This is a genomic window from Marinobacter sp. (assembly GCF_048269445.1).
Lineage (GTDB): Bacteria > Pseudomonadota > Gammaproteobacteria > Pseudomonadales > Oleiphilaceae > Marinobacter.
Window position 1 is genome coordinate 181,426 of the sequence record NZ_JBLXIQ010000001.1, and the last position, 26,459, is coordinate 207,884.

The 26,459-nt window shown below is 58.5% G+C and carries 28 protein-coding genes; 15 read left to right on the forward strand and 13 right to left on the reverse strand.

From position 1 onward, the window contains the following. Positions 1–8: 8 nt before the first annotated feature. Genes mobA through ACN0XM_RS00850 form a run of 3 tightly spaced genes read left to right on the forward strand, consistent with a single transcriptional unit; the run spans position 9 to position 2,343 of the window. Positions 9–596, forward strand: a complete 588-nt coding sequence (gene mobA / locus ACN0XM_RS00840) for a molybdenum cofactor guanylyltransferase MobA (protein ID WP_417565019.1) — start codon at positions 9–11, stop codon at positions 594–596. After that, positions 593–1,099, forward strand: coding sequence for a molybdopterin-guanine dinucleotide biosynthesis protein B (gene mobB / locus ACN0XM_RS00845; RefSeq protein WP_417565020.1), 507 nt, complete (start codon positions 593–595; stop codon positions 1,097–1,099). Before mobA ends, mobB begins: the two co-directional genes overlap by 4 nt. After that, positions 1,096–2,343 (forward strand): molybdopterin-binding protein, encoded by a 1,248-nt coding sequence (locus ACN0XM_RS00850; RefSeq protein ID WP_417565021.1) that lies wholly within the window; start codon positions 1,096–1,098, stop codon positions 2,341–2,343. The genes mobB and ACN0XM_RS00850 overlap by 4 nt, the downstream gene beginning before the upstream one ends. Here ACN0XM_RS00850 and ACN0XM_RS00855 read toward each other — a convergent pair whose 3' ends face one another. The 4 genes from ACN0XM_RS00855 to ACN0XM_RS00870 are packed head-to-tail and all read right to left on the reverse strand — an operon-like array spanning position 2,344 to position 6,362. After that, the gene (locus ACN0XM_RS00855) at positions 2,344–2,820 is read right to left on the reverse strand and encodes a DUF6505 family protein (protein WP_417565022.1); all 477 of its coding nucleotides are present in this window, start codon (positions 2,818–2,820) and stop codon (positions 2,344–2,346) included. Beyond that, the gene (locus ACN0XM_RS00860; RefSeq protein ID WP_417565023.1) at positions 2,817–3,521 is read right to left on the reverse strand and encodes a biotin/lipoate--protein ligase family protein; all 705 of its coding nucleotides are present in this window, start codon (positions 3,519–3,521) and stop codon (positions 2,817–2,819) included. The genes ACN0XM_RS00855 and ACN0XM_RS00860 overlap by 4 nt, the downstream gene beginning before the upstream one ends. Next, positions 3,518–4,366 carry an Mrp/NBP35 family ATP-binding protein gene (locus tag ACN0XM_RS00865; protein WP_417565024.1) on the reverse strand — a complete coding sequence of 283 codons (849 nt, stop codon included), beginning with the start codon at positions 4,364–4,366 and terminating at the stop codon, positions 3,518–3,520. The genes ACN0XM_RS00860 and ACN0XM_RS00865 overlap by 4 nt, the downstream gene beginning before the upstream one ends. Positions 4,367–4,382: 16 nt before the next feature. After that, on the reverse strand, positions 4,383–6,362 hold the full coding sequence (locus ACN0XM_RS00870; protein WP_417565025.1) for a 4Fe-4S binding protein: 1,980 nt from the start codon (positions 6,360–6,362) through the stop codon (positions 4,383–4,385). Positions 6,363–6,504: 142 nt separating this feature from the next. Here ACN0XM_RS00870 and ACN0XM_RS00875 point away from each other — a divergent pair, with 142 nt between their 5' ends. From ACN0XM_RS00875 to ACN0XM_RS00915, 9 genes are all read left to right on the forward strand, one after another. Then, positions 6,505–7,083 carry a DUF3305 domain-containing protein gene (locus ACN0XM_RS00875; RefSeq protein WP_417565026.1) on the forward strand — a complete coding sequence of 193 codons (579 nt, stop codon included), beginning with the start codon at positions 6,505–6,507 and terminating at the stop codon, positions 7,081–7,083. Beyond that, positions 7,083–7,709, forward strand: coding sequence for a DUF3306 domain-containing protein (locus tag ACN0XM_RS00880; protein ID WP_417565027.1), 627 nt, complete (start codon positions 7,083–7,085; stop codon positions 7,707–7,709). The genes ACN0XM_RS00875 and ACN0XM_RS00880 overlap by 1 nt, the downstream gene beginning before the upstream one ends. Before the next feature lie 109 nt (positions 7,710–7,818). Further along, positions 7,819–8,430: a TorD/DmsD family molecular chaperone gene (locus ACN0XM_RS00885; RefSeq protein ID WP_417565028.1), complete on the forward strand. Its 612-nt coding sequence runs from the start codon at positions 7,819–7,821 to the stop codon at positions 8,428–8,430. Positions 8,431–8,471: 41 nt separating this feature from the next. After that, positions 8,472–8,663 (forward strand): twin-arginine translocation signal domain-containing protein, encoded by a 192-nt coding sequence (locus tag ACN0XM_RS00890; protein ID WP_417565029.1) that lies wholly within the window; start codon positions 8,472–8,474, stop codon positions 8,661–8,663. An 89-nt stretch (positions 8,664–8,752) separates the two neighbouring features. Further along, a complete protein-coding gene (locus tag ACN0XM_RS00895) occupies positions 8,753–11,638 on the forward strand; it encodes a formate dehydrogenase subunit alpha (protein ID WP_417565030.1) in 2,886 nt (961 codons plus the stop codon). A gap of 15 nt (positions 11,639–11,653) precedes the next feature. Then, positions 11,654–12,262 (forward strand): formate dehydrogenase FDH3 subunit beta, encoded by a 609-nt coding sequence (gene fdh3B, locus ACN0XM_RS00900; RefSeq protein WP_099617849.1) that lies wholly within the window; start codon positions 11,654–11,656, stop codon positions 12,260–12,262. Positions 12,263–12,347: 85 nt separating this feature from the next. Then, entirely contained in the window at positions 12,348–13,520 is a 1,173-nt protein-coding gene (locus ACN0XM_RS00905) for a formate dehydrogenase subunit gamma (protein ID WP_417565031.1), read from the forward strand. Next, a complete protein-coding gene (locus ACN0XM_RS00910; protein ID WP_417565515.1) occupies positions 13,517–13,642 on the forward strand; it encodes a hypothetical protein in 126 nt (41 codons plus the stop codon). The genes ACN0XM_RS00905 and ACN0XM_RS00910 overlap by 4 nt, the downstream gene beginning before the upstream one ends. Further along, complete coding sequence (locus ACN0XM_RS00915) at positions 13,626–13,886, forward strand: sulfurtransferase TusA family protein (RefSeq protein WP_417565032.1); 261 nt, start codon at positions 13,626–13,628, stop codon at positions 13,884–13,886. Before ACN0XM_RS00910 ends, ACN0XM_RS00915 begins: the two co-directional genes overlap by 17 nt. 33 nt (positions 13,887–13,919) lie before the next feature. Here the strand turns inward: ACN0XM_RS00915 and ACN0XM_RS00920 are convergent, their stop codons facing one another. The 7 genes from ACN0XM_RS00920 to ACN0XM_RS00950 form a co-directional block, all read right to left on the reverse strand. Beyond that, on the reverse strand, positions 13,920–14,207 hold the full coding sequence (locus ACN0XM_RS00920) for a hypothetical protein (RefSeq protein ID WP_417565033.1): 288 nt from the start codon (positions 14,205–14,207) through the stop codon (positions 13,920–13,922). A gap of 89 nt (positions 14,208–14,296) precedes the next feature. Beyond that, positions 14,297–14,683: a RidA family protein gene (locus ACN0XM_RS00925; protein WP_417565034.1), complete on the reverse strand. Its 387-nt coding sequence runs from the start codon at positions 14,681–14,683 to the stop codon at positions 14,297–14,299. 14 nt (positions 14,684–14,697) lie between these two features. Continuing rightward, positions 14,698–15,465, reverse strand: a complete 768-nt coding sequence (locus tag ACN0XM_RS00930; RefSeq protein WP_417565035.1) for a DUF3726 domain-containing protein — start codon at positions 15,463–15,465, stop codon at positions 14,698–14,700. Next, positions 15,462–17,192 carry a hypothetical protein gene (locus ACN0XM_RS00935; RefSeq protein WP_417565036.1) on the reverse strand — a complete coding sequence of 577 codons (1,731 nt, stop codon included), beginning with the start codon at positions 17,190–17,192 and terminating at the stop codon, positions 15,462–15,464. Before ACN0XM_RS00935 ends, ACN0XM_RS00930 begins: the two co-directional genes overlap by 4 nt. Positions 17,193–17,195: 3 nt before the next feature. Then, the gene (locus tag ACN0XM_RS00940; protein WP_417565037.1) at positions 17,196–18,815 is read right to left on the reverse strand and encodes a BCCT family transporter; all 1,620 of its coding nucleotides are present in this window, start codon (positions 18,813–18,815) and stop codon (positions 17,196–17,198) included. Between the two features lie 37 nt (positions 18,816–18,852). Continuing rightward, a complete protein-coding gene (locus ACN0XM_RS00945) occupies positions 18,853–19,854 on the reverse strand; it encodes a membrane dipeptidase (RefSeq protein ID WP_417565038.1) in 1,002 nt (333 codons plus the stop codon). Between the two features lie 11 nt (positions 19,855–19,865). Next, complete coding sequence (locus ACN0XM_RS00950; RefSeq protein ID WP_417565039.1) at positions 19,866–21,308, reverse strand: aldehyde dehydrogenase family protein; 1,443 nt, start codon at positions 21,306–21,308, stop codon at positions 19,866–19,868. A 130-nt stretch (positions 21,309–21,438) separates the two neighbouring features. On the opposite strand from ACN0XM_RS00950, the gene ACN0XM_RS00955 reads away from it, so the two are divergent. The 3 genes from ACN0XM_RS00955 (at position 21,439) to ACN0XM_RS00965 (ending at position 23,833) form a co-directional block, all read left to right on the forward strand. Beyond that, on the forward strand, positions 21,439–22,326 hold the full coding sequence (locus ACN0XM_RS00955) for a LysR substrate-binding domain-containing protein (RefSeq protein WP_417565040.1): 888 nt from the start codon (positions 21,439–21,441) through the stop codon (positions 22,324–22,326). 143 nt (positions 22,327–22,469) lie between these two features. Further along, the gene (locus ACN0XM_RS00960; protein WP_417565041.1) at positions 22,470–23,420 is read left to right on the forward strand and encodes a hypothetical protein; all 951 of its coding nucleotides are present in this window, start codon (positions 22,470–22,472) and stop codon (positions 23,418–23,420) included. A 92-nt stretch (positions 23,421–23,512) separates the two neighbouring features. Then, complete coding sequence (locus ACN0XM_RS00965; protein WP_417565042.1) at positions 23,513–23,833, forward strand: hypothetical protein; 321 nt, start codon at positions 23,513–23,515, stop codon at positions 23,831–23,833. Between the two features lie 9 nt (positions 23,834–23,842). Here ACN0XM_RS00965 and ACN0XM_RS00970 read toward each other — a convergent pair whose 3' ends face one another. Both ACN0XM_RS00970 and ACN0XM_RS00975 read right to left on the reverse strand, forming a co-directional pair. Next, positions 23,843–25,645: an AMP-dependent synthetase/ligase gene (locus tag ACN0XM_RS00970; protein WP_417565043.1), complete on the reverse strand. Its 1,803-nt coding sequence runs from the start codon at positions 25,643–25,645 to the stop codon at positions 23,843–23,845. Beyond that, positions 25,642–26,451: an ABC transporter ATP-binding protein gene (locus ACN0XM_RS00975; protein ID WP_417565044.1), complete on the reverse strand. Its 810-nt coding sequence runs from the start codon at positions 26,449–26,451 to the stop codon at positions 25,642–25,644. The genes ACN0XM_RS00970 and ACN0XM_RS00975 overlap by 4 nt, the downstream gene beginning before the upstream one ends. Positions 26,452–26,459 lie beyond the last annotated feature (8 nt).

Here is a 26,459-nt window from a genome sequence, read left to right on the forward strand (position 1 = left end):
GGCACGGCATGACTGAATGTGCAGTCATTCTGGCGGGCGGCCAGGCAAACCGGATGGGCGGTGGTGACAAAGGGCGACTGATGCTGGGCGACCAGTCCTTGATCCAACGTGTCATCGATCGGATCACGCCGCAGGTGGACGCCGTGGTGTTGAATGCCAATGGAGATTTGAGCCGGTTTGATGATTTGGGTTTGCCCGTGGTGGCCGATTCTATCGGTGATTTTCCAGGCCCGCTGGCGGGTGTACTCGCCGGAATGGATTGGGCCGCGGAGCAGGGCCACGAATGGCTGATCAGCGTCGCTGCCGATACCCCGTCGTTCCCTCTGGATCTGGTCGAACGATTGTCGGAATACGATACTCCCGTGGTGCTGGCGGCGACCCCTGACCCCGAACGCGGCCGGGTGCCCCAACCCACCTTTGGCCGTTGGAAGGTCGGGTTGCGGCACGAACTGCGCGCCGCCCTGAACGATGGCGTGCGCAAGATACGCCAGTGGACGCAAGCCCAGGGGGAAACACTGGTGATTTTCGGTGAGGACGATTTTTTCAACATTAATACGCCGGAAGACCTGGCCTGGGCGGAGCAGCATCTTAAGTGAACGTTATAGGTATCGTGGGCTGGAAAAATTCGGGAAAAACGACTCTGGCCAGCGCATTGATTCGAGAGTTATCGAGCCGGGGGTTAACCGTCAACTCGATCAAACATGCCCACCACATGGTGGATGTGGATCAGCCTGGGACCGACAGCTACAAACACCGTGATGCCGGTGCCCGTGAGGTCATCCTCGCAGGCGGTCAGCGTTTCGCCATCATGCACGAGCTCCGGGGCGCCAGCGAGCCGACGCTGGATGAATTGCTGGCCCGATTGGGCCCCTGCGACTGGGTCGTGGTGGAGGGGTTCAAGACCCATTCGCATGCCAAGATCGAAGTACACAGGCAGGCGAGCTCGCGAACACCGCTCTATTCGGAAGACCCCAGCATCATTGCTGTGGCGGCGGATTACGCAGCGGAGTTCTCGGGCCCCGTTTTCGATGTGAACGATGTACCCGGAATCGCCGACTTTATTCTTAACCTCGAACACCCAGGAACGGAAGGGCCATGAATCCGCTTCAAAACGACTGTTTTGCGCTGCCCCCGGGAGTGAACTGGACGCCGGTGGAGGAGGCACTGGAGCGCTTACGCTCACGCTTGCACCCCGTGGTGGGTGTGGAACGTGCCGTTCCGCTGGCAAAGGTAAATGGCCGGATCCTGGCAAGCGACGTTTATGCACCGCGCGCTCATCCCCCAAGTAACAACTCCGCGGTCGATGGCTATGCCTTTGCCGGACCGCTAACGGACGTGCCCTGTGCCCTGCCTCTGATTGATGGCCGAAGCGCCGCGGGGGAGCCGTACCTGGGGCGTGTGCCCGAAGGCCATGCGATCCGGATTCTGACCGGCGCGGTAATTCCAGCTGGCACGGATACGGTGGTCCTCGAAGAGGACTGCGAAGTCCGGGATGGTCAACTGCATTTGCACGGCACGTTAAAAGCAGGGGCCAACTTGCGCAAGGCCGGTGAGGACATCAAAGCACAGGACAGGATCCTCACTGCGGGTACCCGCCTGACCCCTACCCAGATTTCAGTGCTTGCCAGCGTGGGTGTCGAATCGGTGGACATCTTTCAGCGGCTACGGGTTGGGGTTCTGTCGACCGGTGATGAGGTGAAGCCTGTTGGTTCGAAGGTCACCGACTGGCAGATCTATGACGCCAACCGCCCGATGCTGAGCGCTCTGGTGGCGCAACTCGGCTACAAACTGGTGGATCTAGGCCATGTGCTTGACCGGGCCGACGACGTCAAAGCGGTTTTGGAGCGCGGCGCTGAGCAGTGCGACTTGATCCTGACCAGCGGTGGTATTTCAGCGGGAGACGAGGATCATGTTTCGAAAACCCTGAAAGCCCATGGTGAGATCAGCAATTGGCGCATTGCGATCAAACCGGGGCGGCCTCTGGCCCTGGCCATGTTCCAGGGGACGCCGGTGGTGGGTTTGCCAGGCAATCCGGTGGCAGCCTGGGTCTGTACGCTGCGGTTTGCCGCCCCGGCGATGGCGCTGTTGGCAGGGGCGGAGTGGTTCGAACCTCAGGGTTATGTCATGCCCGCTAATTTCTCGAAAAACAAGAAGCCGGGGCGCAGCGAGATGTTGCGCGCCCGGGTCCGGGATGGAAAGGTCGAGGTCTTCGGCTCCGAAGGCTCGGGGCGGGTCACCGGTCTGGCCTGGTCTGAGGGATTGGTGGAGCTCGATGAGAGCGAGCAGAAGATCGAGCCGGGAAGCCCCGTTCGGTTTATTCCCTACGGCAGCTTCGGGCTGTAATCACTCGACGCTGCCGTGGACGGCAAAGGCCTCCAGCGAGGCATCTTGCGGGGCCCGGGAGCGGTAGGTTTCCTCAACACCTAACTCTGTCATCGTGCGGCTGACCATCAACAGCGTGTTGTCCTCAAAGTCCTCGCACATACCGCGCATCTGGTCGATTTCTTCACAGGCAACCGGGTAGGCCGCATCGATATCCGGCGCGCCGTAATGGTCAACAAACGTCTGTGCGAGAGTCCTGCGCACCTGCTCCAGTTCAGGCTCCGTGATATCACACACACCCACGAAACTGGCACGCCCGCCAGATTCAATACTGTACCAGCCGTTACTGAACGCCTGGCGGGCTTTTCCCTTCAGGTCGCCTTCGGTCCAGTTGGAAAACTCGAAGCCACCGGATATCGCCCACTCGCCGCTGGGCGCGGGTTTTTCAAAAACGTTTTCGTCGGATATGTCCAGTTGCAGGGTTCGGGCCAGCTTCATACATGCTCCGCAAATTCGATTAAACTCACCGTCTCGGTCATAACATCCTGACGCAACAGCATCCGGCCCTTTTCATCCAGCCCGACAAAGATGCCCGGCCTGGGCCGTTCGATCATCTTGCCCAGAGTGTCACAGCGGGGTCGCCATTCGTTGTGTACCCGTTCAAAGCCACTGTCCAAAAAGTAGGTCAGCCACAACAGCGTGTGCTTGGACCAGCTTTCCAGCAAAGCCATGGGCGAGATCTCAACGCAGCCTTCCTCGTACAGACAGGTCTCGTCCGGATTTTCTCCCGGCTGGTCAGTTATCGGGATGAAAGGCACCTCAATGCCAATGACCAGCCAGTTGGGATGCGCCTTGGGGTCTGACACATCCGCGGCAAAGCGAACCGCGCCACAGAGCGCCCCGTTGACCTTGATGCGATCAGGCCATTCAAATTGTACCGGCACTTCCGGCGGGGCCAATGCACCCAGACTCTCGGCCAGGCCTATCTGCACGACATAGACCGCCTGAATGGCTTCTTCCAGGGGTGTTTCCGGCGCCAGCACCAGGGCCGCACGCAAGGTGTCGCCCGACTCGGAGTAGAACACGGTGCCCGAATCGACACCCGCGATGGCCCGGCTGACCGCTTTATCGAACGGATCCGTGTGCCTCGGCACCACTTCGCCCGTGAGCAGGGGCGGGAACTGGGGTGACTCGATCATTGGACGGCCCGGGTGTATATGTCAGAGGCAATAATTTCATCCGCAATGCGCTGGAACGCCTGTGACTGCGGGCTATCCGGCTTTGACACCACAATCGGGACGCCCCCGTCGGAACCGATCCGGATATCCAGGTCCAGCGGTATCTCACCCAGGAAGGGCGCGCCCAGCTTTTCGGCCTCGGCCCGGGCGCCGCCGTGTCCGAACGGATGATGTTCCTTGCCGCAACCGTCGCAGACAAACGACGCCATGTTTTCAATCAGGCCGAACAATGGCACGTCCATCCGCTTGAACATGTCGATGCCTTTGCGCGCGTCCATCAGGGCAATGTCCTGGGGCGTGGAAACCACCACCGCGCCGGCTACGAAGAATTTCTGGCTCAGGGTCATCTGTACGTCGCCGGTGCCAGGTGGCAGATCCACCAATAACACATCCAGCCTGCCCCACTCGACCTGATTCATCATCTGTTGCAGGGCGCCCATCAGCATAGGTCCGCGCCACACGATGGCCTCATCCTCGGGCGCCATCAGACCCAGGGACATCAGCGTTACGCCGTGATTCCTCAGAGGCAGGATGGTATTTCCGTCCGGACTGGACGGACGACCAGAAACACCCAGCATGCGGGGCTGGCTCGGGCCATAGACGTCGGCGTCCAGCAGGCCGACCTTTAGCCCTTTCGAGGCCATCGCAACGGCCAGATTGGACGACACAGTGGACTTGCCCACGCCGCCCTTGCCCGAGGCGATGGCGATGATGCGATCAACGCCTCTGGGGTTCTTGTCCTGAGGACGAGGGGCATCGGTGCCGATCAGGTTCGGCTTTGTTCCTACTTCGGTGTACTCAACCATGGTGTGTCCTGTTGTTTTAGCTGTCCAGATAGTCGTCACTGGTGCGGACCCGGGGTCGATCTCCACCAGCCATGGGCGCCGTGCTGCCATGGAACTGGGCCTTGACCCGACAATCGTCACACATCTTGATGAGCTGAACGTTATCGGAGTTCTTGTACATCCAGTGCTGGTTTTCCAGTTTTTCAACAATTCGGTTAATGGTGCTCGCAACGCCAAACGGAGTGCCGCATTTGACGCACTCGAAAGGCTCTTCACCGTGTAATGCCCGGGCGCTCAGTGCGGCCTTGGACACATCCAACTGGGGCTTCAGCGTGATGGCGGTCTCCGGACAGGTGCTGTCGCAGACCCCGCACTGGACGCAGGCGTTTTCAGTGAACTGGACTTCTGGTCGATCCGGATGATCACCGAGCGCGCCGGTCGGGCAAAGCGACACGCAGGCCAGACAGAGAGTGCATTTATCGGAATCGATTTCTATCGCACCATAAGGCGCACCCGCGGGCAGAGGAATGGGTGCTTCAATCTTGTCTGACATGGCGGCAACGGTCACCCGTGTGATATCCCGGCGCCCGCCGACCAGCAACACCGGTTCACTCACCCGCCCGGCATTGTCACCAGCACTGCACAGTTCGATGGCGGAAATAACCCGAACCCGGCTCGGCGAGTTATGGGTGCCTTTGAGCATGGCCTGGGCCAGCTCAACTTCAGCAGTCACCGCCCGGCGGTCGATCTCATTGTCTGCCAGAATCAGAACTTCGGCATAGCCCGCTCCAAAGGCTGCCATGATCTCCGCATGTCCGACCCGGTCCACATGCTCCAGACCCATCGGAATCAGATCATCCGCGAGACCATTATCGTAGCGGGCCAGGTTGGCAATGGCTTCACCACCCTCTTTCAATGTATGAAAAACCAGACGCGGGGACTCGTTCGTATGCTCCCGATAGACTCTGGCCATTACCTCCACGGCCTTGGTCAGCGCCTCGAACGGGGTTTCGTTCATGGTCACGGCTGACGTCGGGCAAACCGCCGCACAGGATCCGCACCCGGCGCAAATATCCGAATCAATCTGTACGTGATCCCCGAAGGAAAAAATGGCCTCCGTGGGGCAGACATCGAGACACCGGGTACAGCCGGTCTGGCTGGCCCGGGAATGGGCACACAAGGATTCTTCCAACCTGAAATACACGGTTTTCTCGAACTCACCAACCAGCTCCCGGGCGGTTAGGGCAATACGCTCCAGCTCACCGGTCTTCTTCGGGTCGGCCCAGAAGTAACCGTTGCGCTTCTCATGGCTCGGAAATGCCGGGGCGCCGCCGCGGAGGTCGATAAACACATCGCACTCACTGCGGGCGGTGGGCTTTGCTGCCTCATAACCCAGCTCACCGCGACCGGCCGGATGCAGGGGTTGCAAGTGGGCAAATTCCAGCTTGAAATTGCCAAGCGCGCCGTAGGCGCCCGTTAGCTGGCCTTTGGCCACGTCGTAAGCAGCGGAGGGCAGCTGGATGGGGCCGGCATCATTAACAATGCAGGTGACGCCCAGCTCGTCCTGCACCAGCTCCGCCATCCCTATCGCCTTCTCGGTGGGACCGACAATGCAGCAAACGCCGTTGGACTGGATGGTTTTTGCCGGAGCGATTGGCGCCGGTAGCTGAGCTGCGGCAATCAGGGCTGCCTGTTTGGCGTGCAGCCGCTCCGGCTTCGCGTTCGGGGCACTCCAGCCCGCGCGATCCCGGATATCAATGGTCTGAAGTGGCGCGGAGTGCTGAATCTCAGCGTATACGTCCTCGGCGAGGCGATCGAACAGGGCGGATTGCTGACCGCAGGCAATGAGCACATCGTTACTGCCGCCCAGATGCTCGGCAGCAATGCTCATTTCCTTGCCGCACAGCTGATCGACCGCGATCACCTGCTCTGCCGCCGCGGCCTTTTTCAGCGCCTCGGGATTGAAAGACTGTGATTTGTCACAGGTACATAACAGTAGGGTCTTGTATGCCGTCATCAGGAGTTTGACTCTTTCGTTGTTTTTATACGTATACGAATCTGAATCGCTTTTCGAGCATGCCACAGCCATTTACTTTTGGACAATTGGATAATCGTTTGAGCGGTGCTAGTTTTAAGCTATAACAACAAAGAGAGTGACCATGAGTAGTCGGACAGAAGATTGGAGACGGGAGTTAAAGGTTGGCGCTGTCGTTCGCCGGTCACCGGGGGTAACTCGCTGGGAGACGAATATCTGGAAGCCCGTTGCCGTGATCCCGGGAGCACCCGAAGCCTTCTGGCGAGAGATGGTTCGCGAGGGCGAGGTGGTCGACTATCACGCGGGGACCGTCACGATGGAGCTGTTCCGCGCCGATGTTGAAGGTTACCTGGTATCTCTGAATATGGCCGTTCCCTCCATCTGGATCATCATGGACAGAGATATAACCCGCCAGTCGCCATCCGGGTGGGTTGTCAGCACCATTACCGCCAGTGCCCACGAGGCGCTGGATGCTCTGGACAGTGGCGAGAGCATTGTCGAAGCGGTTCCCATTCCCGAGTCCCTCGCCGCCTGGATCAAAGAGTTCATCGACAAGCACTACATCGAAGAGCCTTTCAAGAAACGCCGTCGTGACGAGATCCGTGTCGACGGTATCGAGGACGCCAAAGGCGATCCCCGCATACGTCAGCAAAGCGACGTTTTCCGCGCTCCCGCGAACATCAAAAAGCCGAGAATCCAGTGATGGCCGAATCACGTCTGCAGCGCTGGGCGCGCAAAAAAGCCGAAGCCGGCAAACAAACAGAGCAGTCCCCACCGCCGATTGTTGACCCGGAACCGACATCGGAAGAGCAGGAGCTTGCCATCAATGAGGCATTGCCTGAACAGGAGTTGCTTGCGAAATACGGTTTGCCTGACCCGGAAAACATCGAGTTGGGTACTGACATTACCGGATTCATGCGCAAAGAGATTCCCGAGTTCCTGCGTCGCAAGGCTCTGCGGGGGCTTTGGAAATCCAACCCGGTTCTGGCGGTTCTGGATGGCCTGAATGACTACGACGAAGATTTCACGGACGCAGGTGCCACGGTAAAAGGGGCAAAGACCCTCTACAAGGTGGGCCAGGGTCTGATTGATAAAACCAGAAAGGACCAGGGGCAGATTGAGGGCCAGGCTGCAGAGCGCGCCGGCATTCCGGATACGGTCAGACCCCCGGAGGTGACACCCCCCCCACAAATGGTTGAGCTACCTGAAACCGACGCGGCTTCTGATCCAGCAGACCCCGTTGTAGCCCGCCGTTTTGAACACGAACCAGAACAATCGAATGAGGACCACACACCCCGGTTCCGTCCCAGAATGCGTTTTGACTATTAACTGAATTCAATTCAGCTATTAGCGAATGCACGCCCGGTTGCGCCACTATTCTGATTTGTGTACTAGAATAATGTGACAGACCGCAAATAATAATTAAAAGGAACACGAAGTGGCTAACACTGCGGAAATCGAATGCCCGCGTTCGATCACTGAGGAAGATCGTGCCCGGGCTCAGATCTACCAATTGCTAGGGGTATTGCTCGCTGGACCACCTTCCATTGAGCTACTGAAAGGTCTGGCGTCCCTGCAGGGTGATGAGACCCCTCTGGGTGCAGCCTCGAAGAATCTGGCAACCCTTGCCGAACGCACCAACTCCCATGATGCCGAGCGGGAATACAACAACCTGTTTGTAGGTCTCGGCCGTGGCGAACTACTGCCCTACGCCAGTTATTACCTCACCGGTTTTCTGAACGAGAAGCCCCTTGCAGAATTGCGCACCGATTTGATGACCCGGGGCATCAAAGCCCGTAGCGACGTCAAGGAACCCGAAGATCACATCGGTACGCTGTGTGAAATCATGGCCGGCATCATTACCGGCGAATTTCCCTGTGACAGTGGCCTACCCTCGCAAAAAGCCTTTTTTGACGCACACTTGGCAAAGTGGGCGGCTCTGTTTTTTACCGATTTGGAAGAAGCGCAAAGCGCCATTTTCTATGCACCTGTGGGCTCGCTGGGGCGGGCTTTCATGACCATAGAGGCTGATGCCTTTGCAATTCAGTAACCGGGATCAGAATGATCCCTTAACCCAGGAAGAGGTGTCCTATGGACAACCCGAAGCGTGATAACAGCCGCCGCCGTTTCTTGCAAATGGCCGCAGCCGCAGCTCCGGCTGCCGTTGCAATGGCGGTTGCTCCGAACGCCGCAGCCGAGGTCGTCAAACCAGACGCGCCAAAAAGCCGCGGACTGCGTGACACTGAACATACACGTAAGTATTTCGAATCAGCTCGCTTTTGAGGAAGCGTGAATCATTCAAGGTTGCGTGACGCTCTTGGATGACCACACCTCCAGGTAGAACGAGAATAAAAATGAGAGAGGTATGAGACATGTTAAGGAAGAAAACCAACGGGGTTGCGAAAGGCCCCCGTGCAGGTTCTTTGCTTTCATCTCTCGCTGCCAAGACTCTGGACCGTCGTCAGTTCCTGACAACCTCCGGTGTCGCAGTGGGTGGTTTGGCGGCGTTGTCACTGACGTCAGGCAGGGTTGAAGCTGCGACTCCATCCACCGGTGGTGGCGAAGTCGTGGTGAAAAAATCGGTCTGCACACACTGCTCGGTCGGCTGCACTGTCGAAGCCGAAGTCCAGAATGGCGTATGGACCGGCCAGGAGCCCGGCTGGGACAGCCCCTTCAATATGGGTGCACACTGCGCCAAAGGCGCCTCCGTACGCGAGCATGCCCACGGCGAGCGTCGTCTGAAGTCCCCCATGAAAATGGTCAACGGTCAGTGGCAGAAGATTCCCTGGGATCAGGCGATCAACGAGATCGGCGACAAGATGCTGCAGATCCGCGAGGAGAGCGGCCCCGATTCGGTGTACTGGCTGGGCAGCGCCAAGTTCAACAACGAGCAATCCTACCTGTTCCGCAAGTTTGCGGCCTACTGGGGTACCAACAACGTCGATCATCAGGCCCGGATCTGTCACTCGACAACCGTCGCCGGCGTAGCCAACACCTGGGGCTACGGTGCGATGACCAACTCGTACAACGACATCCACAACTCCAAGGCGATCTTCCTGATCGGGGGCAACCCCGCCGAAGCGCACCCGGTGTCGCTGCTACACATTCTGAAAGCCAAGGAAGAAAACAACGCGCCGCTCATTGTTTGCGATCCGCGTTTCACGCGCACCGCCGCCCATGCCGATGAGTTTGTACGCTTCCGGCCGGGTTCAGACGTGGCCTTGGTCTGGGGCATTCTCTGGCACATCTTTGAAAACAGCTGGGAAGACAAGGAGTTTATCCGCACCCGGGTGTGGGGAATGGACGAGATCCGTAATGAGGTGAAGCGCTGGAATCCGGAAGAGGTTGAGCGGGTCACTGGTGCACCGGGCGCCCAGCTTGAGCGCGTTGCCCGCACCCTGGCCAATAACCGTCCGGGTACGGTGATCTGGTGCATGGGTGGTACCCAGCACACCAATGGCAACAACAACACCCGGGCTTACTGCATCCTGCAGCTCGCGCTGGGCAACATGGGTGTTGCCGGCGGCGGCACCAACATCTTCCGTGGCCACGATAACGTACAGGGCGCCACCGACCTCGGGGTCCTCGCAGACACCCTGCCTGGCTACTACGGTCTGGCGGCTGGCTCCTGGGCCCACTGGGCACGCGTCTGGGAAGAGGATCTGGATTGGCTCAAGGGCCGCTTTGCCGTATGGGACAAGAATGGCAAGTCCAAAGCCATGATGAACGAGAAGGGCATTCCCGTATCCCGCTGGATTGACGGTGTGCTGGAAGCCAAGGAAAACCTCGAGCAGCCGGACAACACACGGGCCATGGTGCTGTGGGGCCACGCGCCCAACTCCCAGACCCGTATGCTCGAAATGAAAGAGGCCATGGAGAAACTGGACCTGCTGGTGGTAGTTGACCCTTTCCCGACCGTTTCAGCTGTGCTGCACGATCGCAAAGAAGGCGCCTACCTACTGCCAACAACCACCCAGTTCGAGACTTATGGTTCAGTAACCGCGTCGAACCGGTCGCTCCAGTGGCGTGAAAAGGTGGTTGAGCCGCTGTTCGATTCCAAAGTCGACCACGAGATCATGAAGCTGTTTGCGGACAAGTTCGGCTTCACCGATCGCATGTTCCGCAACATCGCCATTGAAGGCGATGAGCCATCGATTGAGGACATTACCCGCGAATTCAACCGCGGCATGTGGACCATCGGCTATACCGGTCAGTCCCCTGAGCGCCTCAAGAAACACATGCAGTACCAGCATCACTTCGACAAGACCACGCTGCGAGCCGTGGGTGGCCCCTGCGACGGCGATATCTATGGCCTCCCCTGGCCATCCTGGGGTACTCCGGAGATGAATCACCCGGGAACCCCCAACCTGTATGATATGTCGTTGCCCGTGTCCGAAGGTGGCCTCACCTTCCGTGCCCGCTTTGGTGTCGAACGCAATGGTGAAAACCTGTTGGCGGAAGGCGTTTACTCGAAAAACTCGGAGATCAAGGACGGCTACCCCGAGTTCACCATGCAGATGCTGATGGATCTGGGCTGGGATGGTGACCTGACGGCCGAAGAACGTGCCAGCATTGACGCGGTGGCCGGTCCCGAGACCAACTGGAAGACCGACCTGTCCGGTGGCATCCAGCGTGTTGCCATCAAGCACGAATGTGCACCCTTCGGCAACGCCAAGGCGCGGACTGTGGTCTGGAACTTCCCGGATCCGGTGCCGCTGCATCGTGAGCCGCTTTACACCAATCGTCGCGACCTGGTCAAAGATTATCCGACCTATGAGGACAAGACCTTCTGGCGTGTCCCGACCCTGTACGAGTCCATTCAGAAGAAGGACTTCAGTAAGGACTTCCCCATCATTCTGACCTCAGGCCGTCTGGTCGAGTACGAAGGTGGTGGTGACGAGACCCGTTCGAACCCCTGGCTGGCGGAACTGCAGCAAGACATGTTCATCGAGGTGAACCCGCGCGACGCGAACAACCTGAACATCCGTGACGGCAACGACGTTTGGGTTGCCGGCCCGGAAGGCGGGCGCATCAAAGTCAAGGCCATGGTGACGGAGCGTGTCGGAGAAGGCGTAGCCTTCATGCCATTCCACTTCGGCGGGCACCTGGAGGGTAAGTCTCTGAGGGACAAGTATCCCAAAGGCTCCGACCCTTATGTCCTGGGTGAATCCACAAACGTTGTTCAAACATACGGGTATGACTCGGTCACGCAGATGCAAGAGACCAAAGCCACCCTGTGTTCGATTATGCCAGCATAACAAGAGGTGTAGACCATGGCACTTGAAGGACAAGCACGAGCAAAATTCCTTTGCGACGCCGAACGCTGCATCGAATGTAATGCTTGCGTAACGGCCTGTAAGAACGAACACGAGGTCCCCTGGGGCATAAACCGTCGGCGCGTGGTCACCATCGAAGATGGTAAACCTGGCGAACGTTCGATCTCGGTAGCCTGCATGCACTGTTCAGACGCGCCCTGTATGGCCGTCTGTCCGGTGGACTGCTTCTACCAGACCGAAGACGGCATCGTGTTGCATTCCAAGGATCTGTGCATCGGTTGTGGGTACTGCTTCTATGCTTGCCCCTTCGGCGCGCCCCAGTTCCCGCAAGCGGGCAACTTCGGCAGCCGGGGCAAGATGGACAAATGCACATTCTGTGCAGGCGGTCCTGAGGAAGACAACTCGACAGCTGAGTTTTCGAAGTACGGTCGCAACCGTATTGCCGAGGGCAAACTGCCGATCTGCGCGGAAATGTGCTCAACCAAAGCCCTGTTGGCCGGTGACGGCAACGAGGTGGCGGACATCTATCGCCAGCGCGTGGTGAACCGTGGTTTCGGTTCCGGCGCCTGGGGATGGGGCACAGCTTACGAGAAGAAGGGCGCTTAAGCCCAGCCAACTGTTCCGGGGCCCTCGGGCCCCGGAATTGATTGAGGCAACGTATTCTTTTTGTTCATTCCGCTGGAGTGCTCTGATGAATTATAAAATATTGGGTGCCGCCGTCCTTGCACTGGCGACCCTGCTGGTTACCCCTGTCTGGGCACAAGAGACGCCGACGGTTGATCGAACGTCGACAGGGGGTGCCCAGACCCTCGAAGATATTCTGCGCCGCCAGCAGCAGCTGGAAGTGAACGACAGCTTCCGCTCGGAAAATATCGGTAACCCGGAAGATGCCCCGCCGATTTCGGCTCCCCTGGGCACCCTGGGCGGGGTTTCCGACTCCGAGGCCTGGCGCGCCATTCGCTACAACGAGATAGATCCCACCACTCAAGTCAGGGGGCCTGCCGCGGAAGTTCTGATTCAGGACGGAGGCGTGCCCTGGTACAAGCTGCGCGAGGGGCCGGTAATCACCTACGGCGGCCTTGCGCTTCTCGGCTTCATCGCACTGTTGGCAGTGTTCTACTTCATTCGTGGCAGAATCAGGATTGAGGGCGGTCCAGCGGGCACCACAATTGAACGCTTCAAAGCCATCGAACGCTTTGGCCACTGGCTGTTGGCCGGGTCGTTTATCGCCCTGGCACTGACCGGACTGATCACTCTGATGGGGCGCAGCTTCCTGATCCCCGTAATGGGTCCCGAAGCGTTCGCAACACTGGCGGCTGGCTCAAAATGGCTGCACAACAATGTGGCCTGGGCCTTCATGTTGGGTCTGGTGATGACGTTTGTCATGTGGGTGGCCCACAACATCCCCAACAAGCTGGACTGGCAGTGGCTCAAGGCGGGCGGCGGCATCTTTACCAAGGGTCACCCTTCGGCCAAAAAATTCAACGCCGGCCAGAAGATCATTTTCTGGACGGTGATGATCCTGGGCGTCTCTGTTTCCCTGTCAGGCCTGTCGCTGTTGTTCCCGTTCCAGATGCCGATGTTTGCGGACACCTTTGGTGTGATCAACAGCGTCCTGGGCACCAGTTTCCCGACGGAACTTGCTCCCCATGAAGAGATGCAATACGCCAACATCTGGCACTCGATTGTGGCGTTCGTAATGATGGTAGCCATCATCGCCCATATCTACATCGGCACAGTCGGCATGGAAGGCGCGTTCGATGCCATGGGTAACGGACAAGTTGATCTGGAATGGGCCCGCCAACACCACGATCTCTGGGTGGATGAGGTTCAAGCCAAACAAGGCAAAGGAGAGTCATCGTGAAGGTCATGATTGCCGCATTCGTTGCCGCCCTGGTGATTGCCGCTCTCGCCCCGGTCGCATTGAACCAGTTCGGCTGGTCCGCAGCCGAGCAGACCAGCACTGAGAGTGTGCGCCTTGACTGATCAGTCAGAGGCGTTCCAGGAGGTACACCAGATCGACGCCGTCGGTCTGGTGTGCCCTCTTCCCATATTGCGCTTTAAAAAACGGACTCATGGGCTGCCAAGCGGCACCCGGGTGGACTTTCTGGCCGATGACCCCAGCGGCCGCCGGGACCTTCAGGCACTTTGCGAGATTACCGGTCATCGGATTGAGTGGATCCGGGAAGAGGATGCGGGTGTTATCCGTTACCGGATCTGTCTGGCTTAGGGACAACCAACCCGGTACATGGATAGTCAGGCGCTAACGCTTATCGGAGGGCCCAACCAGATCCGCCAGCTTTGAGCGGACAGACTCTACGTTGTCCTCGCTGCTCTGCTTGATCTCATCGAGTTTTTTACGGCCGTCCGAGATTTTGTCCTGCACCGAACGCAGGGTGTCAGAGGCACTCTGCTGAATGTCGGCACTGGCTTTCTGGTTCTGCGCTTCAGACTCCTTGGCTTCTGCTTCAGCCTCCAGAGCATCCGCTTCTTTTTCCCAGGCTTCCAGCTGGGCTTCGGCTTTCCGGATCAGTTCGTCTTTCAGGGACATGATCGACCTCGCTTTCAAATCCATTGAATTTAAGACCTCATCCTCCACAAACCTGTGGCCGACATCAAGGAAGGTTGCTTACGAAAACGTTAGGCAGCAGCATAAGCCACAATCTCCACCAGCATTTCTTCCCGCGCAAAGCCCGAGACAATAATCGCCGCCCGATTGGGATAAGGCGCTTTGACATACTCCGCGTAGACGTGGTTCACCACACCGAGATGGTCCCGGTCGGTCACATAGATCAGCGCCTGGGCCAGGCTGGACATCCCGCCTCCGGCGCACTCGAGGGTATGTTTCAGGTTCTCCATGGTCTGCCGGGCCTGGGCTTCGATACCGCCGGTAACGACCTGGCCACTGGCGTCAATCGGAATCTGGGCGGTGAAGAGGATGCCGTTAGCACTCACCGCCCATTCCAATGGGGCTTTCGAGCGGGGCAGTTCGGTTGCTATCGGGGTGATCATGGTTTGTCCGGTCATTATTGATTCTCTGTTCAGTCGTTATCTCGGGTGGCAGCTCCAGCACCGCTGCGGGAAGCATCCGTTGCTTCCACAAGCAGCCTATCAGCCAGGGATTTGAGGTTGTGCCAGAGCTCGTCGTCTACATCCATACCCTCGACCAGCGCCCGGTCTCTCTGTCTTTCGAGATCCTCTTCGGTCTGACGCATCAGGTTGGTCAGTGCATACTCGGAGCGCAGGCTTGGCAGCAGGTCAACATGATTGGCCATGATCAAGGTAATGCCGTCGTTCTTCTCGGTATCATCCGGTGTATTGTCCAGGCTGTATAAGCAGATCTCGGGTACCGGGTGGCCGGCCTTGAACCCGACCACCAGTTCGGTGAGGGGGTCATGGGCATTGCGCCAGAAAGCGGTAACGTTCATCCCCCGGCGGGCCAGCCGGGACAGATAACCAATGATCAGGATTCGGTTGTGGCAGTGGCGGATTTTGGTGACTGACAGTCCCCTTGCCCGGGCTCGCGCGTAGCCCAGTTCAACAGCGAGGCTGGCGTTGCCGAGAATGCTGTGATTGTGGGCATCCAGCACACTGAAGTCAGCATCCTGATAGATCAGGGTCGGCGACTCGTTTTGATCCTCGGCCAGCAGAAAACGCAGACCTTTTTTCAGCGCTTCCACGCCTCCGAGACCATGGGCTTCCATCCAGGCCACCATTTCGGCAGCATCGATCGCATCACCCTCGGCAAACCCGATCCCGATAAAGGCTTTGCGGCCAATGCCCTGGAGTTCATTGAAGGAGACTTTCATATCGCTTCCAGATCTGGTTCCACGGGAAAACTCCAGTCGTCCAGCTCTGCCAGACGCGACTTGTCGGCGCCGTGGTCACTGAAGAGTTCGCAAAACAGAGGTGCCCCCTGAAACAGGGTCACGCGGACCCAGCGGTCCGATTTGGGATCAAACCGGCTGGCACCGAAAAACGACAGCTTGGTGCGCAGCAGGTGCATGGGTTTCATGTCCTGGTGCCAGAGATTGGCCTGAATTTCACCGTAAGGGGTTTCAGCCATGGTCTGGATTCGCCGGACACATTCCTTCTGGCGGGGATGGGCCATCAGGAACTCCACCACCGAGCCGCGGGGCGCGCGATCGAGAAACGCGTCCAGCAACTGGTGCGTTCGATAAATCCGGGGGCCGATTGCCAGGGGCATCTCTTTCTCAGCCCCGGGTTCTGCGGAGCGAATGCCCAGCCTCGGTTCTTCCTTTTCCACGGACCGGTACCAGAACCAGTACTGGTGCTCCGGATTTTTTGGGTCGTAGTCCAGAGCCCAGGCAAATCGGGTTTCTATTTCCTGCTTCAGGGTGGCGGCCCGCATTTCCGGCTGCAGCTCCAGTATTTCCTCGCAGCCAAGCTCATCTTCCACCGCATCAATCAGATCCGGATACAGCTCGATCAGCAGAGTATTGATCAGCTCCTGTGCCTCCAGCGAACATTGCTCGTCGGCCCACGCCAGTAGATCGTTCCAGAGGCCGGGTGAGGCCGGGGTCCTTTCCAGCCATTCAACAACCGCTTCAATGGACGCCACCGTGGCCTCGTTGCGCCGGGTCTGCTCGGCATCCTCCGTGACCGTTTCCGAAAAGTGCCGGTGAGCCCGCCTGAGCAGGGTCAGAAGTTCCTGTCGGCTGACTTCACCGGGCAACTGTTCACGGGCATACGCCAGGGCTCGTTCCCGGCAATACACCCATTGCTGGATCAGTTGCGGATGATTGATCAGAAAGGGGGCCATGCCAAGGCCCGTGGAATTCCCGATCCCCAGATAACGCTGCAGCGACGGATGCAGGCCCACTGCCCGGTCCGGCGAGCGGCGCTGGGCGAGATGCTCCACCTGTTGAACCGAAAAGTGGCGCAACAGGTAAACCGCAAACATCTGTGCCGAGAAGGGGCGATTGAAATCCGGGTTGTTTTGCAGGCGGGCGTAATCAGCAATGCCAAACTTGCCATTTCCATAGACCGCCGTGGTCCGGTAAAGATACCCCACCCGGGTCAGCCAGGCGGGGTCCGGCTGGCGCCCGGACGCCAGTGCCTCGACAAAGTGGCTGAAGTTTCTGAGGCTTTTGTTGGCCCGCGAGAGCACCAGCAGCCTTGGATGCTGGCGGCCAGCCTCCTGCAAGGGCACGTTGGCCGCCATCTGTTCCAACAGGCTGTCTTCCACTTCCCCTTCCACCAGCGCGAAGGTGACATCCCAGGCTTCGGCGATCACCCGGTCAGATCGGCGCTCCGGGGCCAGATGCTGCGAGAACACCACGCCGTGATAGGTGTGGTTCGGTGTACTCAAGCGGTAGATAGCAACCCCGTGGCCCTGATCATCAAGATCGAAACGTACCCAGGTGACGGTCCAGTCCTCACGGGCCATCTGGCGAACCAGGCTGCGGGAAAAGCTCAGGCGACTGGCGTGAAGGCTCCCGAGCCGGACCAGGTTCATCACCCGGTCTGCCGGACGGAGTTGCAACTCAGGCTTGACGTCCAACTGGGATACCATGCTTCAGCCTCCTGCCCTATCGGCAGAACCGGTCGTTTCACCAACCAGTGCGACTTCTCCAATCGGCGGCACGATGCCCTGCTCCCGGGCCATGGCGTAGGCCGATTTGGGGCCAATGTACAGCGATGGCAAAAGAATCAGCGAAACTGGTATCGCGGTGATCACAATAAACTGCTGCAGCGCACTGATCTGGCCTGCGCCCATGTATAGCAGTACAGCCGCCATCAGCGCCATAGCCACACCCCAGAAGGCCCGCACAATCGGCTCTGGTTCGTCATGGCCCACGCTGACCACAGCGATGGCGTAACTCATCGAATCGCCGGTGGTCGCCACAAAAATAGTGGTCAGTACCAGGATCGCCAACGCCATCATGGCGCCGCCCGGTAGCGCTTTGGCGATTGTGAGCGTGGCCACGTCGAACTGGAAGTTGTTGAGTGCCTCAGCGAGGTCGATCACCCCGGTGAGCTGATAGAAAATGCCGGAGCCGCCGAGGAGCGTGAACCAGATGGTTGTCGCAATCGGCGCCATCACACCAACCGCCAGGATCATCTGGCGAATGGTGCGCCCGCGGGAAATCCGGGCAACAAAGATGGCCATCAGGGGACCATAGCCGAGGAACCAGGCAAAGAAGAACACGGTCCACCATTGCATCCACCAGCCTTCGGCAGTGCCGGACGTCACCGTGGCCATGGCGAAGAACGAACTGATGTATTCACCGAATCCCTGGGTGTAGGCATTGGTCAGGAACAGTGTCGGGCCGAACACGAAGATGACAGCCGCGATCGCTAGGGCGAGAAACACATTGAAGCGACTTAACAGCTGGATACCCCGGTGAATGCCGGTCATGGCAGAGGTCACATAAACTCCGGCGAGCACCGCCAGGATAATCAACTGGGTGCCATAACCTTCGGCTACCCCGAACAGGTCATGCAGGCCAAAACTGACCTGGGTGGCGAGAAACCCAATGGGCCCGACCGTTCCCGCCACAACGGCGATAACGCAGGCGGCATCGACACAGGCTCCAAACCCGCCCTTCATCACACGGTCACCAAAGACCGGGTAAAGCAGGGTCCGCGGCTGCAAGGGCTGCCCTTTCACATAATGGGCGTGGGCCAGCACAATGGCAGACAGGGTTCCAAGGATTGCCCAGGCCAGAAAGCCCCAGTGCATGAAGGATTGGGCCAGGGCAGGAGCAACCGCCTCGGCCGTGCCCGCCTCGGTGTCAAAGACCGGCGGCGTGACGACGAAATGATAGACGGGCTCACCGGCCGCAAAGAAGACGCCGCCGCCCGCCAGGAGCGTGCACATGATGATGGACAGCCACTTGAATGTGCTCAGCTCCGGCGTGTCCATGTTACCCACCTTGGCGGATCCCGCCGGCGAGATGGCCACGCCCATACCGATCAGAAACGTGAGCAGCAGCAGAAGCTGGAAATACGAGCCAAGGTACTTGGCGGTCCATGCAAAGCCGTTGCTGATCAGCCCGGCCGTCCACTCAATGTCGTAGAGTGACAGGCCAAGAAAGAGCAGGATAAAACCTACGCTCAGAACCAGGACAATCGGGTCGCCGAAGCGTTTTACACCCGTTGCCGGGATAGCTATGGAGCTGGCTGAGTTGGTCATGACGCTTACCTGTTGTTGTTTTTGGAACAGTGTTTACTCAGAACGCGGTGTCAGAAACCGGCCGCGTGCCCTCGGTCAATTGCCTGAGCCAGTTTCGGCCCATGATCTTCTCTACTTCTTCCTGATTAAATCCTTTCTGCCGGAGCCCGTCGGCGATATTCGGGAAGTGCCGGTTATCGCTGAACCAGGCTAGCGGAGCAGGCCATCCGGCATTTACGGCACTGCCTTCGCCATAATCCATGGCCTTGCTCCACCGGCCATTTCGCATCCAGGTGAGCACGGATTCGGGCTGGCCCTGGCACAGATCCGTGCCCATTCCGATGTGGTCAATCCCCATCAGCTCGGCGGTATCGGCCACCATGCCGCAGAATTCATCCAGCGTGCAGTCAGGCCCGTTCTTCAGGTGAAACGGATATACTGAAAAGCCGAGAATGCCACCGCTTTCGGCAATCGCACGCAACACCGTATCGGATTTGTTGCGCTTTGCAGGATGAAAGCTGGCAGGATTTGCATGGGAGATGATGACCGGCCGCTCTGACAGCTCAATTGCCTCCAGCGTCGAACGCTCCGCGCTGTGGGACATATCGATCAGCATCCCGACCCGGTTCATCTCCCGGATCGCCTCCCGGCCGAACCGGGTAATACCGCTGTCTTCAGCTTCGTAGCAGCCACAGGCCAGCAGACTCTGGTTATTGTAGGTCAGCTGCATGATCAGCAACCCCAACCGACGCATGATGGCCACCAGGTCGATATCGTCCTCAATGGGCGAACAATTCTGGGCGCCGAAGAAAATGCCGACCCGGTTGGTCTCCCGGGCCAGTTCGATATCGCTGGCTTCAAACACCGGCATGATCAGATCAGAATGTTCCTCGAAACGACGCTGCCACTCACCGAAACGCAACAGAGTTTCACGACAATTTTCGTGGTACACGAGCGTGGCATGCACCGCATCAACCCCCCCCTCGCGCATCTGCTCAAAAATGGCTCGCGACCAGTTGGAATACTGCAGGCCATCAATAGTTAACACAGACTTTGACATGGCAGCAGACCTCAGGCCTTGGTGTAACAGGTTTTGATCACCGTGTAGAACTCCCGGGCATACTGACCCTGCTCCCGAGGCCCGAAACTGGAGTCCTTACGTCCGCCGAACGGTACGTGGTAATCGGTACCGGCAGTGGCCAGATTCACCATCACGCAACCGGTCTCGGCCCGGGCCTTGAAGTGGGAGGCGCGTTGCAGGGAACGGGTAATCAGGCCAGCAGTGAGCCCGTAATTGGTATCGTTCAGGGTAGCCAGAGCGGTTTCGTAGTCCGGAACCCGGATCACACAGGCCACGGGTCCGAACACTTCGTCACGGTTAATGGCCATGTCATTGCGGGTGTCCGTAAACAGCACCGGCTGCATGTAGTAACCATCGGTTCCGGCGTTGATCCGGTCCCCGCCAAACGCCATTGTGGCGCCCTCCTCGAGGGCCACGCCAACCCAGCGCTGATTGGCCTCAAGCTGAGATTTACTGGCAATCGGACCGATCACCGTGTTTTCGGACAGGGCCGGGCCAACCGTTGCGGTGGCCAGCTTTGCCGTCAGCTTCTCGACGAACTCGTCGTGCACAGCGTCCATCACAATCAGCCGGGAAGACGCCGTACATTTCTGGCCGGATCCGGAGTAGGCACCTGCAAAGGCAGCCTCTACCGCCAGATCAATATCCGCATCATCAAGCACAATCAGGGCATTCTTCGACCCCATCTCCAACTGACATTTGACCAGATTGGCGGCCGTGGCCGATGCCACGCGGCGGCCGACCTCAAGGGAGCCGGTAAAGGTAATGGCCTGCACCTCGGGGCTGGTTATCAGGGCTTCGCCTGCCTCACGGCCGCTGCCAGTCACCAGATTGAAGGTGCCGGCGGGCAGGTTCTGGCGACTGATAATTTCTGTCAGCGCCCAGGCGCTGGCCGGCACCAGATTCGCAGGTTTGAAGATCACAGCGTTGCCAAAGGCCAGCGCCGGTGCAATCTTCCACACCGCTGTGGCCATCGGAAAGTTCCAGGGGCTGATCACACCGACAACCCCAAGGGGGTCACGGCGGGTTTCAATTTCAACGCCCGGGCGTACGGAAGCGACACGGTCGTCAATCTGCCGCAACACTTCCGCCGCGTAGTAATGGAAGAACTGACCCGAGCGGTAGACCTCACCCTTTCCCTCTGCCAGGGGCTTGCCTTCCTCCCTCGACAACAGCTCACCCAGTTCATCCTTACGGGCAATCAGCTCATCGCCAATGGCCATCAACACGCTGTAACGCGCCTCCAACCCCAACTCGGCCCATACCTTCTGACCGGCTCCGGCGGCCTGAATAGCCTGCTTTACCTGCTCGGGGCTGGCCTGATCATAGTGGCCAATAATCTCGCTGAGGTCTGAAGGGTTGTGATTGGGCAGGGCGGGCTGGGCGCCCTCGACCCATTCTCCACCGATGTAAAGCGCGTATGATTTTGGCATGGGGTCCTCCTTAAGTAATTACCCAAGCCTAGCCCCCCTGACGCAATAAGGATAATCAAAAATATCGCATTTTTAATAAGATTTACTTATACTTTTAGGGAAAGGGGCAGCCACTCGCAGGGGTTTCTGAATGACGATCGAACTGAAGATTCAACCGCTTCGTTATGTGTTGGCCGTGCGGGAAGAGGGCAGCTTTCACGGCGCTGCCCTGAAGCTTCATCGCAGCCAGCCTGCGCTGTCCATGGCGATTCGTGATTTGGAGGAGCGGCTCGGGCAACCGCTGTTCGAAAAGGCTCACAAGGGACAACTGACACCCTTTGGCGAATATTGCCTGCCCAGGTTCCAGGAGCTGATCAAACAGCACGACCGGCTGGCTAATGAATTGCAGCACATGGCCGAAGGGCACCAGGGGCGGGTAACTCTCGCTACGGTACCCTCGGTCGCCGGCCGGCTGATGCCTGAGTTTCTTGCAGCCTTTGTCGCCGAGCACCCGGACATCAACATCAACCTCCATGACGAAAACGCGGAGTTTGTCTGCCGGCTGGTGGCCAGTGGTGAGGTGGATCTGGGAATCAGCAGCATGTGGGTTCAAGACGAAAGCCTGGCCTTCCACCTCCTCTTTGAAGACAACGTGGGCGTGGTAATGCGCCGGGATCATCCCCTGGCAAATCGCAACAGTCTGAAATGGCAGGAACTGTCGGAGGAGCGCTTTATTGCCAACGGCACCTCCCGGCTTTTAGAACACACCCCCGCCGCCAGCCTGGTCGACAACAACGACTTCTTCATTTCAAACATGATCTCCCTGCTCGCCATGCTGGAAGCCGGCAGTGGCATTACCACACTTCCTCGCCTCGCATTTCCGGTGGGTAACGACAAGCTCTGCTTTATTCCCCTGAGCGAACCGAAACTGGTGCGCCAGATTGGCATCATCAAACAGGCCCATCGCTCTCTTTCTCCCTCCGCCCAGGCGCTGGAAAAGATGATCCTGGACCGGTTGGCGGGAATGGCTATTTCATGACCACAATCATTCGCTTATTGATCTGCGCGGATCTGCAAGACGACCGGCCTTGTGCTTTACCCGATTTTTACACCCCCTTGACACTGCCGTCCCGGCAACTCTGCGATCATTTCCGATAACAAGAGCGCATCGGAGAATTCGCTATGGCAACGTGGAAAGGCGTACTGATTACCGGTCTGCTTGCAGTGACGCTAGCCGGCTGCAAGGTCACTACAACAGGCGGTCACTTTGATTCCGGCGGAGATCCCTTTATCTCGGGCCTGTTCTATGATGCCAGAGATACCGGGCGGCACTACCCCACCGACTCCTGGGCGCAGACCACCAACACCCAGGCCTGCCAGGACGACCCCCTGTATTTCGAGACCAGCAGCGGGCGAGTGCGTGTTTATGGTTCCCCCGCCTACAGTGAAACCAGTTTTCGGGCCGCAGCCTCTGAGCTTGAACGCCGAATCGACGGGGTGTTGAGCCGGTTCCAGTTGCGCTGGGCCGATTTTGTCGAAGACCGCACTGCTGCCGTGTCCTATCCCCGGCAGGTGATTGGCTGCCTGAGCCCAAACGTGCCGCAGGGTGAGTTTGTTTCAGCCTCACTGGCAGCAGTCGCGTTTAATCCCTATTACGGCCAGTGGCCTTTCGAGACTGGCCAGATTGTCAGTCACGAGCTGACCCATTTCGTTCAGGAAAACCTGAGCCGTTACGATGCCAGTGACAGTCTTCTGCCCCTCTGGTTTGCCGAGGGCCAGGCAACCGTCGTTGCCGGTGAGCCGGTAGCCCCGGCCTACCAGCACTATGATTACGAGCCCCTGTGGGACGTAACGCCACTGGACGCAGGAAGCGCTCCGTATCGCTTCGAACATTACGGCCTGGCCTACCGATACCTGGAACGCGCCAATGGCGCCCTGGCGATGACGGTCCTGCTGGAAATGGTGCAGCTGCTGGACTGGGATGGTGGTTTCTATGGTGAGATCAGCACCGGAGAGTCCCGGGCCTTTGTGGAGGCATTCAATTCGGCCGGTCTGGTGGACCATAGGAATAACCACCTGAGTTTCCAGCGGTTCCGGGCCGACTATCACGATCTCCTGAACGGCAGTTATTAACAAATGCTGGCTTGAACTGGATTAAACCGGTTCAATCAGGGATAATTTTGCCCTGTTTTTTTACCAGCAGGGTCGTTCGGTAGTCTCTGGCCATGACCATCTACAGCATTATTCAATTAGTTATTTTTTCCGTGCTGTTACTCAACACTGTGCACCTGATGCCGGCGTTTGGCCGTTGCCTGCGGGCTGCCGAATCGGCGTTCCAGTCCGGCTACCTCTGCGCCATGCTGACCGTACGCCTGGCCCGCAACATCCTGGGGCTGATCCTGGTGACCGCCAGTACCGCCCCCAATCCGGAAATTCATGCCCTGGTGCCAAAGGGCATCCTGCTATTCCTGGTATTGGCGGCGCTTAACGCCGCGCTGACCCAGTATCTGGACCGTTCCCGGGTGGAAGAAGGCGCCCGTTTCTGAGTCTCCGCCTCAAGCGTAAAGCGACTCAATGACGTCGGTGTACTTCTCGTAAATATTGCTCCGGCGCACTTTCATGGTGGCAGTCACTTCGTCATCGTCGTGGTCCAGTTCCTTGATGAGCAGATGGAAGCGTTTAATCTGTGCCACTTGGGGCAGCCGTTCATTGCCCTTGTTCACCTGGGCCTGAATCAGCTCGGTCACCGGTTCTTGCTCGGTCAGGCTTCGGAAGGTGGTGTAGGCAATCCGTTCCTGCTCGGCCCACTTGGCCACCGTTTCGAAATCGACCTGGATCAGCGCGGAAACATACTTGCGGGCCTCACCAATCACGATGCATTCCTTGATATAAGGGCTGGTCTTGATGGTGTTCTCGATCTCAGTGGGCGAGAGGTTCTTGCCGCCGGCCGTAATCATGATGTCCTTCAGACGATCGACAATTTTGAGCTGGCCATCCCGCCATTCGCCGACATCACCGGTATGCAGCCAGCCGTCCATCAGGGTAGAGGCGGTTGCCTCGTCGTTCTTGTAATAGCCCTTGAACATGCTGCCGCCGCGCATGATGATTTCGTTGTGCTCACCAAGCTTCACTTCGACGCCGGAAAGGGCCACACCTACGGTCCCCAGATGCACATCATCCACCGGCTGGGCGGTAGCAACGCCTGTGCTTTCCGTCTGGCCATAGACTTCCACCAGAGGAATGCCGATAGTCCGGAAAAACTCCAGGATCCCCGTGGAAATGGGCGCCGCTCCGGTGAGCGCGATGGTGCATCGGCGCAGGCCGATAAAATTCTGTAAAGCCCGGAGCACCAGAACATAACTGAGGCCGTACAGGCACTTTTCTTTCAGGCTCCACTGCGCACGGGTCTTGGTGGCCATGGGCGAACAGACCCGGATGGCCCAGTTGAACAGCCCTCTCCGGAGCCGGCCGGTTTCCTGGATTTTGATGTAGATGGAGGAATGCAGTTTCTCCCAGATCCTGGGCACACCCAGGAAGAAGGTTGGCGCAATTTCCCGTAAATCTTCCTGAATGGTCCGCAGACTTTCGCCGAAGCTGACCGCACTGCCCACGTAGACCGGCGCAATGTTGGTAAATGCCTGCTCTGCGACATGGCACAGCGGCAGATAAGACAAGCTGGAGCCATGCTCATCGGCCTTCAGTAGTTCAAGGAGTCCGGGTGCTGCAGCATGGAGGTTGCCCCAGGTAATCATCGCTCCCTTGGGCCGGCCGGTGGAGCCGGAGGTGTAGATCATCAGGGCGGTGTCGTCCATCTGCTGGCCGTCGAGTAACTCGTCCACCAGCCCAGGGTGTTCCTTCTCAAATTCCCGTCCGCGGGCTTCGATGTCATCGAATGCGGCAGGCGGCTCCGGGTAATACCGCAGGCCCTTCATATCGATGGCGATGCAGTGTTTGAGTTTGGGCAGGTCCGGCCAGGCTTCCAGCACCTTGTCAGTCTGTTCCTGATCCTCGCACACCACAATTTCCGCATCGCTGTGCTCGAGGACGTAGGCTACCTCGTTCCACGGGCTGGTTGGATACACGCCAACGCAGATGCCCCGCACCATACCAATGCCCATCTGGGCAATCACCCACTCGACCCGGTTTTCCGAAATAATGGCCACATGGCCACCCTGCTCAAGGCCGAGGGCACGGAGCCCCAGCCCGAAATGCCGGGCACGCTCGTAGTAATCCTGCCAGGAATAGGCCTGCCAGATGCCGAAGTCTTTCTGGCGCAGGGCCAGAGATTCAGGCCGATCGTTGGCGTGGGCCCGCAACATTTGCGTCAGGGTAAGATCGGGTATGGAAGGTGTTGTCATGAAAGCCACCGTTTACGGCGTTTGTAATGCTTGATGTCACGGTAACTGCGGGCTTCGCCTTCCTTGCCGCCCACCCCCAGGTAAAACTCCCGGACATCCTCGTTGGCGGTGAGTTTATCCGCCGGGCCATCGATCACAATCTTGCCGTTCTCCATTATGTAACCGTAAGAGGCGATCGCCAGAGAAACCGCAGCATTCTGCTCAACCAGCAGAATAGCGGTACCCTGCTCCCGATTGATCCGAGCCACTATAGTGAAGATTTCTTCCACCAGTAACGGCGCCAGACCCAGTGACGGCTCATCCAGCATGATCAGCCTCGGCTGGGCAATCAGTGCCCGGCCCAGAGCCAGCATCTGCTGTTCACCGCCAGACAGATACCCCGCCAGCTGTTTGCGGCGTTCCTTGAGGGCTGGAAAGTAGTTGTAAACCATCTCATAACTGTCGCTCAGGGATGGCTTGGCGCCGGTGAGTGCATAGGTGGCGGCAACCAGGTTCTCTTCCACCGTCAGGTCCTCAAACACACGGCGGCCTTCCATCACATGGAACAGCCCGCTACGCACCAGTTTTTCGGGCGGTGTTCCCTTTACATCCTTGCCCTGGAAACGGACTTCTCCGGCGGTCACTTCGCCGTCTTCCAGGGTCAGCAGGCCGGAAACGCTTTTCAATGTGGTGGATTTGCCGGCGCCGTTGGAACCGAGGAGCGCCACAATGGCGCCCTCCGGTACCCGCAGTGACAGGCCCCGCAGGACCTGCACCGACTTGTTGTAAACCACCTCGATGTTATCGATTTCCAGTAAGGCTTCCATACAGCCCC

Excerpts from the sequence above, each read along its gene's own strand:
- ACN0XM_RS00865 (WP_417565024.1), bottom strand. The coding sequence starts at position 4,366 with ATGGTTGAGTACACCGAAGTAGGAACAAAGCCGAACCTGATCGGCACC.
- ACN0XM_RS00925 (WP_417565034.1), bottom strand. The coding sequence starts at position 14,683 with ATGACCGGACAAACCATGATCACCCCGATAGCAACCGAACTGCCCCGC.
- ACN0XM_RS00870 (WP_417565025.1), bottom strand. The coding sequence starts at position 6,362 with ATGACGGCATACAAGACCCTACTGTTATGTACCTGTGACAAATCACAG.
- ACN0XM_RS00875 (WP_417565026.1), top strand. The coding sequence starts at position 6,505 with ATGAGTAGTCGGACAGAAGATTGGAGACGGGAGTTAAAGGTTGGCGCT.
- ACN0XM_RS00890 (WP_417565029.1), top strand. The coding sequence starts at position 8,472 with ATGGACAACCCGAAGCGTGATAACAGCCGCCGCCGTTTCTTGCAAATG.
- ACN0XM_RS00945 (WP_417565038.1), bottom strand. The coding sequence starts at position 19,854 with ATGTCAAAGTCTGTGTTAACTATTGATGGCCTGCAGTATTCCAACTGG.
- ACN0XM_RS00940 (WP_417565037.1), bottom strand. The coding sequence starts at position 18,815 with ATGACCAACTCAGCCAGCTCCATAGCTATCCCGGCAACGGGTGTAAAA.
- ACN0XM_RS00905 (WP_417565031.1), top strand. The coding sequence starts at position 12,348 with ATGAATTATAAAATATTGGGTGCCGCCGTCCTTGCACTGGCGACCCTG.
- ACN0XM_RS00955 (WP_417565040.1), top strand. The coding sequence starts at position 21,439 with ATGACGATCGAACTGAAGATTCAACCGCTTCGTTATGTGTTGGCCGTG.
- fdh3B (WP_099617849.1), top strand. The coding sequence starts at position 11,654 with ATGGCACTTGAAGGACAAGCACGAGCAAAATTCCTTTGCGACGCCGAA.
- ACN0XM_RS00965 (WP_417565042.1), top strand. The coding sequence starts at position 23,513 with ATGACCATCTACAGCATTATTCAATTAGTTATTTTTTCCGTGCTGTTA.
- ACN0XM_RS00975 (WP_417565044.1), bottom strand. The coding sequence starts at position 26,451 with ATGGAAGCCTTACTGGAAATCGATAACATCGAGGTGGTTTACAACAAG.
- ACN0XM_RS00950 (WP_417565039.1), bottom strand. The coding sequence starts at position 21,308 with ATGCCAAAATCATACGCGCTTTACATCGGTGGAGAATGGGTCGAGGGC.
- ACN0XM_RS00855 (WP_417565022.1), bottom strand. The coding sequence starts at position 2,820 with ATGAAGCTGGCCCGAACCCTGCAACTGGACATATCCGACGAAAACGTT.
- ACN0XM_RS00850 (WP_417565021.1), top strand. The coding sequence starts at position 1,096 with ATGAATCCGCTTCAAAACGACTGTTTTGCGCTGCCCCCGGGAGTGAAC.
- ACN0XM_RS00880 (WP_417565027.1), top strand. The coding sequence starts at position 7,083 with ATGGCCGAATCACGTCTGCAGCGCTGGGCGCGCAAAAAAGCCGAAGCC.
- ACN0XM_RS00930 (WP_417565035.1), bottom strand. The coding sequence starts at position 15,465 with ATGAAAGTCTCCTTCAATGAACTCCAGGGCATTGGCCGCAAAGCCTTT.
- ACN0XM_RS00895 (WP_417565030.1), top strand. The coding sequence starts at position 8,753 with ATGTTAAGGAAGAAAACCAACGGGGTTGCGAAAGGCCCCCGTGCAGGT.
- ACN0XM_RS00860 (WP_417565023.1), bottom strand. The coding sequence starts at position 3,521 with ATGATCGAGTCACCCCAGTTCCCGCCCCTGCTCACGGGCGAAGTGGTG.
- ACN0XM_RS00960 (WP_417565041.1), top strand. The coding sequence starts at position 22,470 with ATGGCAACGTGGAAAGGCGTACTGATTACCGGTCTGCTTGCAGTGACG.
- ACN0XM_RS00970 (WP_417565043.1), bottom strand. The coding sequence starts at position 25,645 with ATGACAACACCTTCCATACCCGATCTTACCCTGACGCAAATGTTGCGG.
- ACN0XM_RS00920 (WP_417565033.1), bottom strand. The coding sequence starts at position 14,207 with ATGTCCCTGAAAGACGAACTGATCCGGAAAGCCGAAGCCCAGCTGGAA.
- mobA (WP_417565019.1), top strand. The coding sequence starts at position 9 with ATGACTGAATGTGCAGTCATTCTGGCGGGCGGCCAGGCAAACCGGATG.
- ACN0XM_RS00935 (WP_417565036.1), bottom strand. The coding sequence starts at position 17,192 with ATGGTATCCCAGTTGGACGTCAAGCCTGAGTTGCAACTCCGTCCGGCA.